The following is a 17979-nucleotide window of genomic DNA, read 5'->3' as shown; positions in this document are numbered from 1 at the left end:
ATACAAATAAAAAAACGCTCATTTGAGCGTTTCATCTATATACCTAATAATTACTTTTTCTTCACTTAGAACTCTTCTTCGGTAATAATCCTTTGATATAACAACTCTTTATACTTCAATATTTCTTCAACCCCACGGCTCTCCATGCGTATATTGTATAACACTTGTTGTATTGACCTCTGATTGGTCCGTTGAAACATTTACTCCATTTAATAGTATGACCGTAATTATTAATCCAATTGAACTGCTGATGATCCTTTTCATTTTAAAGCCCCTTTCTGAAAACCTTTTTCTTTTTCTTTATATCCTAAATAGAAGTATTCACTAGATTTTATTGAATTTCCTTCTTCATGATATTTAACCGCTAATTTTTCAGCATATTCCTGGACATATTGCCATAAACCTACTTCATTAAAGAAAGAAATTCCTTTAGAAATGGCTAACTCTAATTCTTCAGCAGAAACATTCTCATTCATTTCTTTTAGAATTGTAAAATGATGTTCATATTCTTTTTGTTCCAGTTCATTACAAATTATTAATCCTTTTTCAATTAAGGACGCTGCAAGCTTTGTCTTTCCTAACTTTAAATTCTCTCTAGCTTCCAAAAAAATCGCTCTAAAGTGATTCGGAATTTTTTGTGATACTTCTGATAAGTAACGAAGTGCTAAATCAGATAGGTTTTGCTCTGCATACATAACCCCTAAACTATGTCGAACTCGTAACATTAGCTCCTCTTCATTCTGCTTTTTCAAAATATCCAGAGACGACATGAAATAAACTTCTGCTTGTTCAAATTCATTTAGCTTTACACATGCTAAACCCAGAACATTGTCACATGCTGCCACCTTCCTGCTATACCCGTACAGCCCTTCAAATGTATTCCTTGCTCTAGTTGCATATTGAATTACTAAAATAGGCTGGCAAACGTGATAATAATAGCTTGATAGCTTAAAGTTAAATTCTGCTTTTTCAATTGGATCCTGAATATTTCCCAACAAAGATTCTGCTATTCCATAATGCTTTTCAGCCACTTTAAAATCACCGTTTACTGTAGCATGAGAAGCCTTAAAGAAATGGTAATAATATAATAAAGATTCATCTGATGGAGCTTCATCTAACTTCATTTTTCTTAGATCATTCTTAGATATGTCAGATTGATGGGGATAAAACTCTGCACTTAACATTTTAAATCTAAAATCTACAAGTGAATAAAACTCTGTATTCTTTCTATCTTCTTCCATACTATTAACTTTTGTATCAATACTTTGTTTTAATTCCTTTGCCTTAGAGAAATTCTGTGAACGAATTTCTCTATACCACTCATGTAAAAGTAAATTGATTTCTTCCTTTTTTATTACATGTACACTCATATAATCCCTTCTCCTTTGTCTATAGATTACTAACATAATAACAAAAATCTCCCAGCAAAACTTTTAATTTTCTGAATATTGTTGTTTCAAAAAAATTTCTCAATACAATCCCACCATTTTATCCCTTTAAACTATAACTTGTTCTGTTCCTTATTCGTTTCTATATAAAAATAACACATCATTATTAATAGTGATGACACATGAAAGTCTATCCTTTCATAAGAAAGCCTCTTTTCTTTTGTACATTATATCCATTAGGACTCATTTATTTTTTACGAAACCCACCCTTTTGCTTCCGCCGGCGAAGAGGAGTGGGGTTTTTGTTATCTTTTTCTAAAATTTGTTTCCTAAAAACATACGCAGAAATTTTACGTACAATGGTTTTCACAAATACTTTTAGAAGTTCAAACAAAACTCCATTAGAGATAGTTTTATAAAATTTTTCACCACTAGCCGTAAAAATATCTTATAATCTCTATATAACAAATTAATGTATTAGGGGTAGATAAAATGCCAGTTACACTCGAACTTATTCTTTTCATTCTTATAGCAATTAGTGCTGTTGGCTATTTAATAAAAGAATTTCAAAAAACTAGGAAACGAACACTTGGAATTTCACTAGAATTTTTAGTTCTTTTCTGGTCAATATGGAGAATATCAACTATTATAATCTAATTTATAAAACATAAATTCCTTCGAATGAAGTGAAACTCTAATCAGCGGGAGTTTTATGGGATAAATTTACCAGTATTTTTACCACAACATTCATGTTAAAATCCCTTGTGAGTACGACATAACTCGACCTTATGAAGCTCCGCAGCTTTTATCGCGGAGCTTTTTTTATTAAAATTAACGCTTTTGTTCACTTTTTTGATACATTTACGAAACATTCATATGTTACGTTATATAAGTCCTTTTTTAAATCTTATTCATTCTAGCAAAAAGTCCTAGTCCCCCTAGGGCTTTTTTGCATTCAAACAATGAGTTGTATTTTTTCTCAATAACCGAAACTACTTAACATGGTAAAATAATAATCGGACTGGCATTCAATACCATATTACAATGGATCAAATCGCAAAAAGGCACCTTAGGGTGTCTTTTTTATAGAGAATCAGTTTAAAAACTAAAAATAAAAGAACCTCAATAAATGAGGTTCAAAAAATCTACTATTTTAAATTACCTTCGTAAAAAGCAACTCCATTTTGAACATGTTTTAAGTACCACGTAATCGTCCCGCCACAAACATTTTCATTAAAGCTATTAGCATATACTCCATTTGAGTAATAAAGAGTTCTTTTGAATTTACCATTAGAATACTCATAAGGAATTGAGCATGTTGCTTGCTTCGGAGAGCTCACAGCTTTTTGCGTATCAGCTGAAGCTGCACCAATTCCCCCTGTTAATGCAATACCTGTTGCTACTGCTCCTACTACTAATTTCCTGAACATAATAAATCCCCCTTTAATAATTTTTATAGCTTACAACTTAAATGTATCACTTTTGTAATTTATGTAAATATCTTGAATATGTAGAAATATTTATTTAATTATTGGTAATATTAGGATTTTATTTTATCAAATGGATAATAGAGGGATTAGAAAAGCATGTAAAAATACAGATAAGTTTATATTAAATGAATGTGGTTCAAGTCGGCGAAAGGAACTTTTGGTGTCTTTTTTTGTACATAAAAAAATCTCACCATCTTATAGAAACGATAAGCCCTTTAAAACAATAATTGCAACTATATTAATTTTACATTACATTAAGGTTAGAGAATGTTCTTATATTAATAAAGTGCTAAATAGTAGGTGGAAAAATGGAATTTAACGATTTGGGTATTACCATTAAAGAACTTAGAATTAAAAAAAATATATCACAATCCGAATTATGTCATGGAATATGTTCACAAAGTCAAATTAGCAAGATTGAAAAAGGTATGATTTATCCATCTAGTATATTGTTATATCAATTATCAGAAAGACTTGGTATTGATCCGAATAACATATTTGCACTAACTCAAAATAAAAGATTAAAATATGTAGAAAATGTAAAATACGTAATAAAAGATTGCTTAAAGCAAAAACAATATAAAGAACTTTATGAAATAGTGAAAAAAGAGAAAAACTTAAATAATTTTCAAACAAAAGAAGAGAAACAATTTCTAATATGGCATGAAGCAATTGCTATATTTATGGTGGATAAATCATTAAAAACTGCTTTAGATTTTTTAAATAATGCATTAAAACTGACTTTAACTAATTCTGATTTTTTATCAGAAAGAGAAATAGATATTATGCAAACAATGGCTATATTTTATGCGGAAAATAAAGAATATGAAAAAAGTATTAATATATTAAAAAGATGTTTAACTAATTTTAATAAGTTAGATTTTCCTAGAGATAAAGAAATTAAATTAAAAATCATGTTAAATTTAGCAAAATGTTTAGACTTCACATATCAACATGAAGAGGCAATAAAATACCTTGATAAGGGCATCAAATTAGCAATTAATCTAAATACTTTATACCTATTAGGTGAACTATTCTATTTAAAAGGTCAGTATTTATTAAAAATTAAACAACATAATGTAGAAGATGTTATTTATAACTGGAAAAAAGCATTGTTTATATTTGAACTAACAGAAAAAGAATATTATACAAAAACGCTACCAGATCAACTTACTGAAATACAAAATAAAAAAAACTCATAATTTCGTAAAAACTACTTACAAATCCCACAGAAAAAATCCTTATAGCTTTTAAACTTAGATCGATAATATTAAAATAATTTAAGTCGGCGGAAGGCACCTTTTGGTGTCTTTTCTTTATTTTTACAAGGAGCTGTTCAATTAATTCTTAAAAACATAATAGGAAACATTGTTTTATTTATCCCATTTTCATTCATGCTATATATAAAATTCGTTAATAAATCCACCTCAAACATACCTATATGCATAGGAGTATGTTTGAGGTGGAACTCCTTCAAATACTAGTTCCTTTTATAAGCCGTTTTTTTGATGTAGATGACATTATTCTCAATACAATAGAATGAATTATTGGAACATATTTAGCAATATATATCAAAAAACAATATTAAGAAACCCCCTCCACCTTAAGGTAGAAGGGATCTTTTAATTTCTATTTCAAACTACCTAAAATTTCCGTAAAGATAACCCCAAGCGTATGTGCACCTGCATCTGGATATCCTAAACTTCTTTCACCAACTACCGCTCCTCTGCCGAATGATCTTTCAACGATAAATTATATGCCTTGAAGTGCTACTTGCAACATTCAATTCAGATATACGACAGTAAAGAATACATCATCACGGTGTCAGCAAGCAAAAGTGTATTCTGCATTTCTGAAAACAGTAGATGGCAGATTATGACCTACTGAATCTGCTAAGAAAGAATATACAAGAACATCCTTAACATCCTCTTTATTTCCACTAATGATGACATCAAGAAAATCTTCTATTTGGAATTCTGGAGTAAATAACACAATCTTAGTTGTTCTGTTTGGTTCTAAAGAAACAAAAGTACGAGAGATTTCAACTAATTCATTTTGAGTTGGGAAAAAAGTGTTTCGACTTCTCTTAACAGTTACCGTCACATTACTAGTATGGCAACGCGAATCATTGTTTAGCATAATGTTGAGAGCAGTTGGAATAATCCCATTTTCAGAGACTGGAACTCGGAACACTCCAGTAGATTTATGGGCCATATAATCACATCCTTTCAAAATAAAATATATTTACAATATATTAGATGCAAAAAACGTTCATTTTGATATGGACAAATTACATGATTAATATATCTATAATAACCCTCGGTATTACTAAGCCAATGTTTTAAAAGATTAACAAATATCGCGAGAACCAATCGAATGTATATTAAAAGTAAAAAGAATAAGTTGTCTAAAAGACCCCCTATTTTGAGCCAATAATGAGACATTATGTTAATCTTATATGTATAGCTGCACAAAATTGAGAAACTTAAGGAGACAGATAAATTTTATGAGAAAATTATCTATATTACTTACTTTCATTCTAGTATTAGTCAGTGTTACGGCTGCTTGCACACAAGATAAAACAGATAGTGCCGTTGAAAATGGTCCAATAGAAGAACCAACCGCAAAAAATGAAAATGAAGAATTAATAAATTTTGAAGAAAAAGAAGAGATGAGCCGCTTGGAACAAGGTATTTTATTAGTTGGCGAGAGTGTTAAGGGAGGCTATTACTTGGCCGCTGTTCAAAGTGCATATTTAAATGCTAGCAACGATTCCGCCATTGTTAATGTCTCTGTAAAAAATGTACGAGGGCAAACGATTGGACTATCAGAATTAAAATATAACCTAAAAGATGAAAAAGACGGAAAGATCTATAAAGGAAAGGTACTTGATCAAAACCCTTCTGATATACAAGTTAAACCAAATGAAACGGTAGAATTGAAAATAGCTTTTGAAGTACCACGTACCGCAGATGAATATATGTTTTATATTGAAAGCTCTTTAGACCCTCTACAAACATACTGGAAAATTGATAAGCTGCAATCACAAACAAACTAAGTCTAAAATAAGCAAAAAGCAATGAAAAATTTGATATAGATACAAATGAATACTATATAAACGTAAGACCATCGATTTAATGAATCGTTGGTCTTTTTCAAAAAATGCCCCATTAAAAACTAAGAGATAAAAAAGAACTAATCTCTAGAAGAGATTAGCTCAATATATCCAAAGCTATTATGGTACATAGTTTTATGAGCAAACGTTATATAATGTTGTATGGGATACATAACCTGTCATCCCTTTATATGTAACTTTTAACCACTGTTTAGAATTACTGTAATGACCTTGAACATATTCACCAGTTACCCATGTTCCAGTAATTTTCGTACCATCATTAAATGTATGTAAGACAGGTGAATCGACAGTATAACCACTGCGCATCTTTGCACCATATACACCTACCGTACCTCCCTTTGCACAAGCTGCTACTACATTTTCATTTTCAGTAGCATTCGTAGCCGCGAAAGCAGAGCCGTTAAATGTAAATAAAGTAAATATAAAAGCTGTTAGTACTGTACAAATAGATAAACGACGTAACAAAATAAATTCCCCCTTTTTTTATAATTTACTTCTTCACAAATGATTATCTTAAATATTCTAACTATTTTCAATATATTAATGTTGAGAAATATTAGTTGTATTTTTGAAATAAGATTTTATCAAAAACAGTAACAAACTCATATTTTACTGAGAAAGAACCGAAAGAAGTCTTCTACATATCAACTATATAAAAATCCCTCCACCTTAAGGCAGAGGGACTTTCTAATTATTATTTCAAACTACCCGCAATCTCCGTAAAGATAACTCCAAGTGCATGTGCACCTGCATCTGGATAGCCTAAGCTTCTTTCACCAACTGTACCGGCGCGGCCCATGCGAGCTACGATTTCTTTCGTGTACTCTGCGCCTTTAACGGCTGCTTCTGCACCTTTTTCAAAGGCAGTTTTTACGTCTACTTCGTTTGAGGCGCTATCTAACCAAGAATCTACACATGGAGCAAGTCCGTCAACTAATGTTTTGTCACCAACTACCGCTCCTCTGCCGAATGATCTTTCACCGATAGATTGTATGCCTTGCAGTGCTGCTTGCAACATTTCAGCGAATTCTTTCACTGTTAACTCACGCTTCTCGCCTGCTGCTTTACTAGCTGCGCGGAATGCTCCGCCCCAAATTGGACCAGAAGCGCCGCCGCAATGTTCCATAATAATCATCGAACAACCGTCAAGGAATGATCCAATCGTTACATTTTCTTGTTCTACAATCGAATGCCACTCACGTTTTAATTGCTTAAATCCTTTTGCAACACTCATTCCGAAGTCGCCGTCACCTGCATGTGTATCTAACTCACAAAACGGTACTTCATTTTTAATAATAATATCGCTCATTTTATCAACGAGATAAATCATGTTGTTTAATGTAATGACATTATTTTTAATAACAGCGTGCTCTTCCGCTGTTTCTATTTCAAATGAAACTTCCTTCTCTTCTGCCTCTTCAAGTACATTCACGTACTCTACACTTTCAACTGGTCCATCTACTTTAAACGCAGGTGTATTACATTCTTTAGATAGTAATGTTTTTAGCTCTTCATCTAACTTCATTACCGTTAAAGACATACCAGCCATATCAATACTTGTCATATAGTTACCGACGAATACTCTATTAATTTTAATGTTTCTAGCTGCTAGTTCTCTCGTAACGGCGTTGTTAAATAAGTAAAGTTCTTGCAGTGGTGTTCCGCCAAAACCGTTAACTAGAAGTGCGATTTCCTCGCCATCTTTTACTCCTAAATCTTTCATTAAATCATTTGTCATACGGTTAGCTAATTCATCAGCCGACAGCATTTTTTCACGCTTAATTCCTGGTTCGCCGTGAATACCTACGCCGTATTCCATTTCATCTTCCGCAAGTGTGAAAGTAGGTGATCCGCTCGCTGGAACTGTACAAGACGTTAACGCTAAACCGATTGTGCGCACGTTAGCCGCTGCTTTTTCTGCTACAGCTTTCACCGCTCCTAAATCCATACCTGCTTCCGCTGCTGCGCCGGCAATTTTATGAACTAAAATAACTCCCGCAACGCCGCGGCGTCCTACTGTATATAGGCTATCTTCTACCGCAATATCATCGTCCACTTTTACGTAGTCGACTTCAATTCCATCTTCCGTCGCTAAATGCGCACCGTTTTTGAAATTCATAATATCGCCGCTATAATTTTTAATAATTAATAACGTACCTTTTTTACTAGCTGTTTCTTTAATTGCTTGATATACCTGAATTTGTGAAGGTGACGCAAACACATCTCCGCACACTGCCGCATCTAACATTCCTTTTCCGACTAATCCTGCATGTGCCGGCTCATGACCACTACCGCCGCCGCTAATTAACGTTACTTTATTTTCGTTCATTTCTTTCTTCTTAATGACTTTATGTTTTTTCAAAAGCTCAAGCTCTGGGTGAGCCATAACCATTCCGTTACACATTTCCATTACTAATGTTTCTGGTTTGTTTATAATCTTTTTCATTGTAGTTCTCCCTCAATTCCTTTAATATATTGTGATATATTTGAAATCTTCTTCTTACTACTCATGTTAAAATGAAAGCGTTTTATAGTAAACGGACAAAATGGACAATCTGTCTAAAGACACCGCTCTCATTTATAGATAGGATTTTTATATTAATAACATTCTAGGGATGATTCAGATGACCTCTTCTATAATTTCTAAAAAGATAATCGCGAACTCATTGAAGTATTTAATGGAAACAGAGTCGTTTCATAAAATATCAGTGAGCGATATTATGTTACACTGTCAAATGCGTAGGCAAACTTTTTATTATCATTTTAAAGATAAATTTGAACTATTAAGCTGGATTTATAGAGAAGAAACGAAAGAAAATATTATAGACTTTCTCGATTATGAAAAATGGGAAAACATTTTCGATTTATTATTTGATTACTTTTATGAAAATCAAAAATTTTACCGAAATGCTTTTAAAGTCATTGAGCAAAACTCGTTTAATCACTATTTATTTGAGCATACGAAAAACTTATATATGAAGATTATTGATGAATTATCTGTGAGCTGTGGATTCAGCCTTTCTGATGAGACTAAAAATACGATTGCCTCCTTTTATAGTCACGGCTTCGTTGGAACGATAAAAGATTGGATTGAAAGCAAGTGCGAAGTAGATCCATCCGTTATGTCTTCTCTTATGAAAAATATGATAAACAATCAATTACTACTATTACTTGAGCAATCAGCAAAGTAATTAAAGGGTGGCAAAAGCAATGAAAAAGATTATGAATGATGTACAAAATATCGTTCAAGATATGCTGCATGGCTTTTATTTTGAACATAACGACAAAGTAAATTACGATGAAACAAATAACATCATTTATGTAAAAGATATCGAAAAAATGAAGCAAGACGTCGCTATTGTAAGCGGCGGTGGTAGCGGACATGAACCTGCTGATATTGGTTATGTAGGAAAAGGTATGCTTACAGCGGCAGTAAACGGCAATATTTTCATTCCGCCTACAGTGGAACAAATTGCGGCGGCAACTCGCCTCATACCAAAAGATAAAAGTATACTATTCATCATCAAAAACTTTAAAGATGACGTAGAAAACTTTCTAGCAGCAAAGCAAATTGCTCAAGAAGAAGGAAGAAAAGTTGACCATATCATCGTAAATGACGATGTTTCAATTGAAGATGATGCTTCGTTTAATAAAAGAAGACGCGGCGTCGCTGGTACTGTTTTCGTTCAAAAAATACTTGGTGCGGCCGCTCTTGAAGGTCACTCTTTAGAAGAACTAACAACAATTGGCCGTTCTGTTACAGAAAACTTACACACATTAGGAGTTGCTCTTTCACCTGCAAACGATCCAGTGAAAGGAAAAGCTTCCTTCACATTAAACGATGATGAAGTGTTTTATGGCGTCGGCATCCATGGAGAAAAAGGTTACCGTAAAGAAGCACTATCCTCTTCTGAAATATTAGCGATTGAACTGATGAACAAACTAAAAAGCATTTATCGCTGGAGAAAAGGAGATAACTTCGCTATCCTCATTAATGGACTCGGCGCAACTCCATTAATGGAACAATACATTTTCGCAAATGACATTCGTCGTTTGTGTGAATTGGAAGGCTTACAAGTTACATTCGTAAAGGTTGGTACGTTGTTAACTTCTTTAGATATGAAGGGTGTTTCGCTCAGTTTGCTTAAGGTAGAGGATTTGGATTGGGTGAAGTGGTTGAAGGCGGATGTTAGAGTGGGTAATTGGTAAGTAAAAATCATGATGATAAAAGCCTTTAACTATAACAAGTTAAAGGCTTTTTACAAATTGAAATATCGCACGAGCGTTCAAAAAAAATTCGTAATCACCTCACTGAATGATGACAGGTCTTCCAAATAAAGCTGGATGATAAATTAACATCGCCCCTACAAATGAACACACTAAACAAAAAACAGCCTCGTATTTTATAACTAGAGAAGAGTTGATATCAAGCTTTTTCCCCTCTCTTCTTAATATCATTTTAAAAGCTCTATATAATAAATATCCAATAATCGCCCCGAGAGTGTTCGTAAATAAATCATCAATATCTGTAATTCTATTATTAAGTAATTGATTTAACTCAATTGCCAATGAAAAAAGAAATCCTGCACATACGGTGTTTTTCATTTTTCTAAAGTGCGGCCAAATCATCGGTAATAAAAAACCTAACGGCATAAACAGTACAATGTTCAAAAGATACGTAGTACTACCTGCCGTATCAAATAGAGTCAAATTGATTTGACTTACACGAATCCACGTTTCATATCTACTTATATCCCATACAGTCGCGATTTGCGTCACCTTATACACTAACGAAAGATAGAACAGAAAAACATACACCCACAAAAAATGCCGAATAGATATAGTTCTTTTCGCTTTAAAATAAACTCCAATTTGAAACACAATACAAAACATAATAGTAAAGAAATAAGTATACAAATAACTAATCAAAACTCCTGTATCCATGTAGAATCCCCTAACTTTACATTTTCATCTATGACTTTGTCTTTTTTAGTCTCCTTCATGATGTAACTCATTTATAGGATAGGAAAAACTTTTAAAATAAAGAGTGGGGTAAATATAAAATTTTTCTTAAATCTTCAGTTGGGTTTTATTATTACTCTTCTGAGGCATCCGCCATTGATAGCTAGGCAACAACATGCTTAAACCTAACAATACTATCATTTTTGCACGTAATCCTCGTAGTACTTTAACCGATAAAGCATATATAAAATCATGTGACTCGTTTGTTCAGTTAAAACATGAAATTAATAAATATATGACGTACTATAATCACTCTTGCTATCAATGGAATTTAAAGAAGATGACTTCTGTTTGCATACAGAAATCATCTTTTTTAGGTTGCCTAACTTTTTTTAAAATGTCCTTTACAAAGGGTACAGATCAAGAGCACCTTATTCCTATTCGAGGGGATCAACTATACCTTCTTCCCTTAAAATCACACAAACCCATTTACAAATCTATAAAAGTAGATATAATATCCTTATGGAACCTTCATTAATTTATAAAGCATTGTCAAATGAAACAAGATGTCAAATTCTATCATGGTTAAAAAATCCAGAAAACCATTTCGACGAAAAACCTTATTTAGAACAAGGGATTAATTTTCAGATTGGAGTGTGTGTAGGAGATATTCAGCTTAAAACTGGCTTAGCCCAATCGGTTATTTCTAGTTATTTATTAACTATGAAAAAGGCAGGACTACTAGACTCTGACCGAATTGGAAAATGGACATATTATCGTCGAAATGAAAAAACAATACAAGCGTTTTCTGAATACGTTCAAAATGAATTATAAAGTAAAAGCAAATAATCAACCTACCATTGATTATTTGCTTTCACACATTCTGCTTTTATATAGCTGCCCAATACATTCTTTTTAAAACTTCGCTACCTATAAAAGAAAGAAACATAGAAAGGAGCATCTTTTTTAACATATCATATCTAGTTATTTAGATATCTGTGTTTGTGTTTAACATTACATAATTCTATTACTATTGACATCCAATCATGCTCATTTCCTTGTTAATAAATCGATTTCACTTTCAAAATAATAAGAAGAATGGAGAGTTTTACAAATGAAAAAAGTAAGTCCTTTACTTATTCTTACACTAGCAATAGGGGTGTTTGGAATTATTACTACCGAGATGGGTATTGTCGGTGTATTACCACAAATCACTCAGAAATTTGGCATTTCAACTGCACAAGCAGGGTTTTTAGTAAGTATATTCGCACTAGTCGTTGCTATTTCTGGTCCGTTTTTAATTCTGCTCGTCTCTAGTATTAATCGTAAAATAATTTTATTAATAGCAATCTTTGTTTTTGTTATTTCAAATATAATTTACGCTTATACAACACAATTTGAAATCATGCTTATTTTTCGTATTTTACCTGCAGCACTTCACCCACTCTTCTTTTCAATCGCTCTTGTAACTGCTGCTAAACTTGTCCCTCCTGAAAAGAGTGGTCAAGCGGTTACAAAAGTTTTCATGGGAATTACGGTTGGCTTTGCACTAGGTGTACCATTAACCTCTTACCTTGCAGATCAATTTTCATTAGAAATTGCTTTCTTATTCGGAGCGCTTATTAACGCCCTTGCATTCATTGGAATACTAATCTCACTTCCTTCTATGCCCGTTAAAGAAAAAATGTCTTTCGGCAAACAAATTCGTATACTCGGCAAACCAGGATTATGGTTAAATATTTTAACTGTCACATTCCTTTTTGCAGCCATGTTTTCCGTATACAGCTACTTTGCCGAATACCTTGCGAAAGTAGCTTCCATGAATGGATCGCTCATCAGTATCATGCTATTCATATTTGGTATAGTTATGATTTTAGGCAATCATTTATTTGGTAGTCTTCTGCAAAGAAGCATAGTAAATACAGTAATATCGTTCCCTATTTTATATTCTATTGTTTACATATTGGTTTATTATTTAGGTCCTTATCTTGTTCCAATGATTTTTATGGTATTCATTTGGGGAATCGTGCATGCTGGTGGATTAATTGTTGGTCAAACATGGTTAATAAGTGAAGCAAGAGAAGCACCCGAATTTGGTAATAGCCTATTCGTTTCATTCTCAAATCTTGGAATTACTCTAGGAACAACTATTGGAGGCTGGTTCATTTCAAACTTAGGTATTCATCAACTTATTTGGAGTGGATTTATATTTACACTACTTTCATTTCTATTAATTATAATAAAACTAAAATTTTTCACTTCTAATAACCTAGCTTCATTATCAAGCTAGTACATTTTCAGTTCCAAACTGGATAAAAAACATTATACAGTGAAACTTTAATCAGCTCTCACCAATCGGGCGTTTATGGGCAGCCCGGCAAATAGTGGGATAAATTCTATATAAAATACTGGTTATTCTTCTTATAAGATTTTATAAACTATAAAGTATGACACTCAGAGCCTTTAGCTATAAATACAAGTTAAAGACTTTTTATATAAAAACAGCTTTAAAAGGTGCTAATTTTATGGAACATCATCAAAATAGAATACTAAAAAAGGCTCCATTGCTGGAGCACTCAAAAAATAATATAACTAAACGAATTAAAACAAGGAACAGACAATTAAAATATACAAATAAAACATAAATAAATCTATATATATGTAATATTACATATAAAAATCCTATTTATCACTGCTATAATAAACTTACTCGATGATTGTTATATTATTCATAGGTTAAAAGCAATAAGTTACCTTCTTAACACCAATTTACAAAGAAAAAAGACATCTTAATTGATGTCTTTTTTTATTTTCCAAAGGACCTGCTCAATTATTGCGTAAAAAACATAAAGTAATTTGAATCCGTTAAAATACATGAGTGTACCCTTGTTTTCCCCTCTTATTAAAAGGAGGAACTATTATGGGTTTTGGTGGTAGTTGCGGCGAAGGCTGCGGTTTTGCTGGAGGATTTGCTTTATTAGTTGTACTGTTTATTTTATTAATCATCGTTGGAGCTTCTTGCTTCTGCTAAAAAACTATCAGAAAAGACACTCTTATATGGGTGTCTTTTCTTTATAATAAAGTGAAACTTTATTCCTCCGCATCCCTCATACTGTAATACCCCAAATTAATAATAACCAAGAAATACCCACCCATAATTCCGGCAGCGAATGTCCACATGAATTCATGGTGTTCAATTTCATACATAATAATCGCACCTAGTATTGCGGCTGCAAACCGATTTATCATTCCGAGCATCGGTGCTTTTTCTTTTTTTACAATGCTATCTCCGAACTTTTCAATACGCCTTCCTAAAATCCAGGCGCAGTACATACTCACCAAAAGGCCAATGCTTATCCCTACAAACTGGGCTGAAAAAGGTGTCACGAGCCAGCCCAATAACATTACGCCTAGCAAACAATACATTTGTATGTTAAACGATTTTAGTGCCATACGAATCATGTTATTCTCCTTTATCTTTCTCATTGTAATTCCGTATCATCAGTCCAATCTTCCAGGCTTCAAGCTTTCAGCTATATCTTTTTTAAAATGAGGGAATTTGATTTTGCTCACCATTAAATAAGCGAGTGCGCATGTACCAAACGCCACGGAAACTGGATTCTTTAAAAAACATAAAATGAGGAGACACATTGCCGCAAATGGAATCGGCATGCCGATAAAGGTCGGGAGTTTGCTTTGCTGTGTGTTAAATCTTGCAAGCCGAAGCATTCCGCAAATACTATAAGCAAGCGCACATATCATCCCGATAGACTGCAAATCTTTTAAAGCGACACTATATGCAAGAATAGACGGTGCCACACCAAAAGTAACTAAATCCGCAAATGAGTCCAACTCTCCACCAATTTCTGAAACAGAATCCAGTTTCCGAGCGACCATGCCATCAAAAAAGTCAAACAGCATACCTGTAATAATAAAAACTGCTCCCAAATAAATATCGTGAACGAAAAGAGCGTAAATAGCTAAAAGCCCACATACAAAATTTGCTATCGTAATCATATTTGGTATGAAACTCATAATGCACTTCTCCTCCTTTCTACTAATTGCTTCATCTAAGTTCTTACTCATTACAATCAAGATCCTTCTGCTTTTCTTCCAATATCACTTTATTTATTTTCGTTAACGTATCTGTCATTTGCTCTAGGGCGTTTATATCGATTTTAGAAAAATATTTCTCAATTAATACATCATCTAACTCAGACAACCGCTCTATATACTTACTACCGTTTGGACCAAGTGTAAGAAAATACTCCCGTTTATTATTAGGGTTTACTTGTTTTGAAATCATCTTCTGTTTCTCCAATTTCGATAAAACTTGGCTAACGGCACTTTTTGATACATTAAAAGTAGTCGCAATGTGATTTGCCGTCGTGTTTTCATTTAAATTAATATGAAATAGCATGCTCTCTTGCTGTCCTGTAAGACCGAACTCATCTTTTAACTCCTGGAATAGTAAAATGTAGAATTCATTATAAGCTCGGTTCATTTCATTAATTACTTCTTTATACGTTCTAGTCATAGCGTTATTCCTCCATGCTTTTATTTCGTTTCACTCTATAGTTAAGTTTACTTAACTTAACTATAGTATACCGTTATGTTCGTGTAAAGGGAAATATAACTCTACACTTTACTCACAATGATACAAAAAAGAAGACACTCTTCTAAAACAAGTTAAGTCCCTTCTTCCTCACCGCTTCCTTCATCCAAATACCCGATTAATCGTTCTGAATAATCAAAAAGAAAATCAATTAAATTCCATATAGACCCATTACTGGTTAAAATGTTATAATGGAATTACCCTACATAGTTACTCATAGCCAGACTGAGGAACTAGCGTCTTATTAAGTAATGCGCATAACTAAAATAAAAAAGACACTTTACGGTGTCTTTTTTATTTATATTCCTAGGAATTATCTCTTTTATAAACAGACTCTATCAAACAGTAAAGGAGACAAACAGATGGAACATCCTGTTGCAAGAGAATTACGTTTTATACGGGTATGTCTTATCATTTTGATTATTGTCATTGCATTCTGGAACCGGGAGAAAACTGTGGAAATTACTGATCACGGTAGCGATCCTATTTTAAACACCAGCAATATGACCCAAGTTGGTGAGAATACATTTGCATACAAAGACGAATCGAATCAAATTAAAATATTTAAGTTTAATCCAGATACAAATGAAATAAAATTAATAAAAGAGTTTTATGCTAACGAATATTAATTACATGAATTAAATAATTCAAATCTGTAGAAGACACTTTAAAGTGTCTTTTCTTTATGAACTACAAAGTATGAGGACCCAAGCCATTAGCTGCAATTACAACTAAGGCTTTTACTATATAAAAAATAAAACATAGTAAGAATAGAATACTCACTTAAATTATTTTTCACTTCACAAACTACATCCAAAAAGTTGGATAACTTCTTTTACTACTCATATTATTAACGAATAAAGCAATAACTACAATAACAACGGAGCCAATTAAAACTGGTGTTACTAAATAACTCCAACTATTTGCCCCTAAAATAACGATAATCGGATCGGCGCCTGCCGGAGGGTGCGTCGTTCTCGTTAACATCATAACGGCTATTGCCATCCCCACCGCTAAAGCAATTGTCCAATATTCATTCCCAAACAAATGATATATTGATAGACCAATGAAAGTTGAAATCAAATGTCCTCCAATAATATTACGCGGCTGAGATAATGGCGCATTCCAAACTCCAAACGCTAATACACAACTCGCACCAAATGGAGCCATTAATAATTCTGTAGAGGTTATGCTCGTTAAATATGTTAAGGTAAGAATTGTTAAACCCCCCCCTAGTAGTCCCGTTAAAGAGTCCTTTACATTTACTTGTAATGGGCTTCTTCCTTTCCCTTTCATTTTTGTAAAATATCGTACACTTATTGGTTGAGGATCTTTCTGCTTAGTTACTGTTATATTATCCATCGTTCTCCTCCTTTATTTACCAACAATTATAACTCGACATAACTAACCTGTAAATATTAATTTAAGGGGTTAGTTCTAAAGTACAAAAAAAGAATCAACTGTTATAAGTTGATTCTCTAAACTTCTTCAAATTTTCGATCCTGAAATTTTGCTACCTTTTTCCGGTTCCCACATATTTTCATAGAACACCATTTTCGTTTTCCACTCTTATCTATAAATAATAAAACACAGTCAGGATTTGAACACCTTTTAAGGGAAATAAGCTTATTTTCTGCTATTAACGTTAAAGCGTCAAATGCAATTAACGATGCGAGTACATCCTCGATTTCTCCAACTGGGATAGATACTAGCTGCTGTTCAATGATTTTATATGTAAATGGTGCCTTCTCAATTTGTTTTTCTAAATACGTAATAAAATCATTAGAAATTTCTTGCTGATCAGCAATTGCCTCAAACTGTTTTCTCAATACTTCTCTTACCTCTAATATGCTAGATGTAACTTGATCCATTCGCTTCTGAATTCCTATAAGTGTTTTTTCATTCCAAAAAGGAAGATTAACCTTTATTACATGTAGCCATTCTAATACATCTTCATCTGTTATTAATAAATCATAACGTTGTCCACGCCTAACTAACTCTGTATTTACTAAATCTAATGAGAGATTTCCCGATATAAGCGGGAATTGTTTTGTTTCCTGCATGTACTCATCACCTTCTCTTTAAACAATCATATTCCAGATTAATACAGCAGTGCAACTTTTTTATAAACTACAAAGTATGAAGATTAAAGCCTTTAGCCATAATTACGACTAAAGGCTTTTTGTATGTAAGTAAATGAAAAAGGAGCTAATTTTATGGAACATAATAAAAATGGAATGCTTGCTTTAATTGTTTTATTTTTAGGATTAGTGTTTTTTGTTAGTGGAATGGTTTATCATTTATGGGGCTCATTTTAATTTCAACTTTTAGACAGATAAATAATTCGAATCAGAGAAACGCACAAATCTTTCCCTTTTCCTTCCAAAA

General features: G+C 32.8%; 22 protein-coding genes and 1 pseudogene. 10 read left to right on the top strand and 13 right to left on the bottom strand.

Annotated features, from left to right (window positions below; all coding sequences use genetic code 11):
- Positions 1-126 precede the first annotated feature (126 nt).
- Together BM089_RS00510 and BM089_RS00505 are read right to left on the bottom strand one after the other, a co-directional pair.
- A complete protein-coding gene (locus BM089_RS00510; protein ID WP_000821342.1) occupies positions 127-264 on the bottom strand; it encodes a Phr family secreted Rap phosphatase inhibitor in 138 nt (45 codons plus the stop codon).
- Positions 261-1370, bottom strand: coding sequence for a response regulator aspartate phosphatase (locus tag BM089_RS00505; RefSeq protein WP_016082632.1), 1110 nt, complete (start codon positions 1368-1370; stop codon positions 261-263). Before BM089_RS00505 ends, BM089_RS00510 begins: the two co-directional genes overlap by 4 nt.
- Before the next feature lie 510 nt (positions 1371-1880).
- On the opposite strand from BM089_RS00505, the gene BM089_RS30885 reads away from it, so the two are divergent.
- Positions 1881-2045 (top strand): hypothetical protein, encoded by a 165-nt coding sequence (locus tag BM089_RS30885; RefSeq protein ID WP_001145511.1) that lies wholly within the window; start codon positions 1881-1883, stop codon positions 2043-2045.
- Between the two features lie 491 nt (positions 2046-2536).
- On the opposite strand, the gene BM089_RS00495 is transcribed toward BM089_RS30885, so the two are convergent.
- Positions 2537-2818 (bottom strand): LCI fold-containing protein, encoded by a 282-nt coding sequence (locus tag BM089_RS00495; protein ID WP_000488870.1) that lies wholly within the window; start codon positions 2816-2818, stop codon positions 2537-2539.
- A gap of 368 nt (positions 2819-3186) precedes the next feature.
- On the opposite strand from BM089_RS00495, the gene BM089_RS00485 reads away from it, so the two are divergent.
- Complete coding sequence (locus tag BM089_RS00485) at positions 3187-4080, top strand: helix-turn-helix domain-containing protein (protein ID WP_090975702.1); 894 nt, start codon at positions 3187-3189, stop codon at positions 4078-4080.
- A 427-nt stretch (positions 4081-4507) separates the two neighbouring features.
- Here BM089_RS00485 and BM089_RS00475 read toward each other — a convergent pair whose 3' ends face one another.
- Both BM089_RS00475 and BM089_RS00470 read right to left on the bottom strand, forming a co-directional pair.
- On the bottom strand, positions 4508-4627 hold the full coding sequence (locus BM089_RS00475; protein WP_071713771.1) for a DAK2 domain-containing protein: 120 nt from the start codon (positions 4625-4627) through the stop codon (positions 4508-4510).
- A gap of 75 nt (positions 4628-4702) precedes the next feature.
- Positions 4703-5092, bottom strand: a complete 390-nt coding sequence (locus BM089_RS00470; protein ID WP_000940659.1) for a hypothetical protein — start codon at positions 5090-5092, stop codon at positions 4703-4705.
- A gap of 292 nt (positions 5093-5384) precedes the next feature.
- Between BM089_RS00470 and BM089_RS00465 the strand changes: the two genes are divergently transcribed.
- Entirely contained in the window at positions 5385-5936 is a 552-nt protein-coding gene (locus BM089_RS00465) for a DUF4352 domain-containing protein (protein WP_090975700.1), read from the top strand.
- A gap of 192 nt (positions 5937-6128) precedes the next feature.
- Here the strand turns inward: BM089_RS00465 and BM089_RS00460 are convergent, their stop codons facing one another.
- On the bottom strand, positions 6129-6479 hold the full coding sequence (locus BM089_RS00460; protein ID WP_000946191.1) for an SH3 domain-containing protein: 351 nt from the start codon (positions 6477-6479) through the stop codon (positions 6129-6131).
- A gap of 229 nt (positions 6480-6708) precedes the next feature.
- On the bottom strand, positions 6709-8460 hold the full coding sequence (dhaK, locus tag BM089_RS00455) for a dihydroxyacetone kinase subunit DhaK (protein ID WP_090975698.1): 1752 nt from the start codon (positions 8458-8460) through the stop codon (positions 6709-6711).
- Between the two features lie 178 nt (positions 8461-8638).
- On the opposite strand from dhaK, the gene dhaS reads away from it, so the two are divergent.
- On the top strand, positions 8639-9205 hold the full coding sequence (dhaS, locus tag BM089_RS00450) for a dihydroxyacetone kinase transcriptional activator DhaS (RefSeq protein ID WP_000204213.1): 567 nt from the start codon (positions 8639-8641) through the stop codon (positions 9203-9205).
- A gap of 19 nt (positions 9206-9224) precedes the next feature.
- Positions 9225-10223 carry a DhaKLM operon coactivator DhaQ gene (gene dhaQ / locus BM089_RS00445; protein ID WP_090975697.1) on the top strand — a complete coding sequence of 333 codons (999 nt, stop codon included), beginning with the start codon at positions 9225-9227 and terminating at the stop codon, positions 10221-10223.
- A gap of 99 nt (positions 10224-10322) precedes the next feature.
- On the opposite strand, the gene BM089_RS00440 is transcribed toward dhaQ, so the two are convergent.
- Positions 10323-10958, bottom strand: coding sequence for a VanZ family protein (locus tag BM089_RS00440; protein ID WP_000379422.1), 636 nt, complete (start codon positions 10956-10958; stop codon positions 10323-10325).
- Positions 10959-11202: 244 nt separating this feature from the next.
- On the opposite strand from BM089_RS00440, the pseudogene BM089_RS00435 reads away from it, so the two are divergent.
- From BM089_RS00435 to BM089_RS00420, 4 genes and pseudogenes are all read left to right on the top strand, one after another.
- Positions 11203-11353: pseudogene (locus BM089_RS00435) on the top strand (IS3 family transposase); the annotation flags it as partial.
- Positions 11354-11498: 145 nt separating this feature from the next.
- A complete protein-coding gene (locus tag BM089_RS00430) occupies positions 11499-11810 on the top strand; it encodes an ArsR/SmtB family transcription factor (protein WP_000433732.1) in 312 nt (103 codons plus the stop codon).
- A 280-nt stretch (positions 11811-12090) separates the two neighbouring features.
- The gene (locus tag BM089_RS00425) at positions 12091-13266 is read left to right on the top strand and encodes an MFS transporter (protein ID WP_090975695.1); all 1176 of its coding nucleotides are present in this window, start codon (positions 12091-12093) and stop codon (positions 13264-13266) included.
- 630 nt (positions 13267-13896) lie between these two features.
- Positions 13897-14007: a YjcZ family sporulation protein gene (locus tag BM089_RS00420; protein ID WP_000505669.1), complete on the top strand. Its 111-nt coding sequence runs from the start codon at positions 13897-13899 to the stop codon at positions 14005-14007.
- 59 nt (positions 14008-14066) lie between these two features.
- Here BM089_RS00420 and BM089_RS00415 read toward each other — a convergent pair whose 3' ends face one another.
- The 3 genes from BM089_RS00415 to BM089_RS00405 are packed head-to-tail and all read right to left on the bottom strand — an operon-like array spanning position 14067 to position 15513.
- Complete coding sequence (locus BM089_RS00415; RefSeq protein WP_000620577.1) at positions 14067-14438, bottom strand: ATP synthase subunit I; 372 nt, start codon at positions 14436-14438, stop codon at positions 14067-14069.
- Between the two features lie 39 nt (positions 14439-14477).
- Complete coding sequence (gene pssA, locus BM089_RS00410) at positions 14478-15011, bottom strand: CDP-diacylglycerol--serine O-phosphatidyltransferase (protein ID WP_090976700.1); 534 nt, start codon at positions 15009-15011, stop codon at positions 14478-14480.
- A 43-nt stretch (positions 15012-15054) separates the two neighbouring features.
- A complete protein-coding gene (locus tag BM089_RS00405) occupies positions 15055-15513 on the bottom strand; it encodes a MarR family winged helix-turn-helix transcriptional regulator (protein WP_000198941.1) in 459 nt (152 codons plus the stop codon).
- Between the two features lie 440 nt (positions 15514-15953).
- Here BM089_RS00405 and BM089_RS00400 point away from each other — a divergent pair, with 440 nt between their 5' ends.
- Positions 15954-16220: a YmzC family protein gene (locus tag BM089_RS00400; protein WP_000400971.1), complete on the top strand. Its 267-nt coding sequence runs from the start codon at positions 15954-15956 to the stop codon at positions 16218-16220.
- 178 nt (positions 16221-16398) lie between these two features.
- Here BM089_RS00400 and BM089_RS00395 read toward each other — a convergent pair whose 3' ends face one another.
- Both BM089_RS00395 and BM089_RS00390 read right to left on the bottom strand, forming a co-directional pair.
- Complete coding sequence (locus tag BM089_RS00395; protein ID WP_090975693.1) at positions 16399-16953, bottom strand: HPP family protein; 555 nt, start codon at positions 16951-16953, stop codon at positions 16399-16401.
- A gap of 116 nt (positions 16954-17069) precedes the next feature.
- A complete protein-coding gene (locus tag BM089_RS00390; protein WP_001158435.1) occupies positions 17070-17654 on the bottom strand; it encodes a CGNR zinc finger domain-containing protein in 585 nt (194 codons plus the stop codon).
- Between the last annotated feature and the right edge of the window lie 325 nt (positions 17655-17979).

The organism is Bacillus sp. 5mfcol3.1 (genome assembly GCF_900114335.1).
GTDB lineage: Bacteria > Bacillota > Bacilli > Bacillales > Bacillaceae_G > Bacillus_A > Bacillus_A thuringiensis_S.
This window is presented reverse-complemented; position numbering and strand designations above follow the sequence as displayed.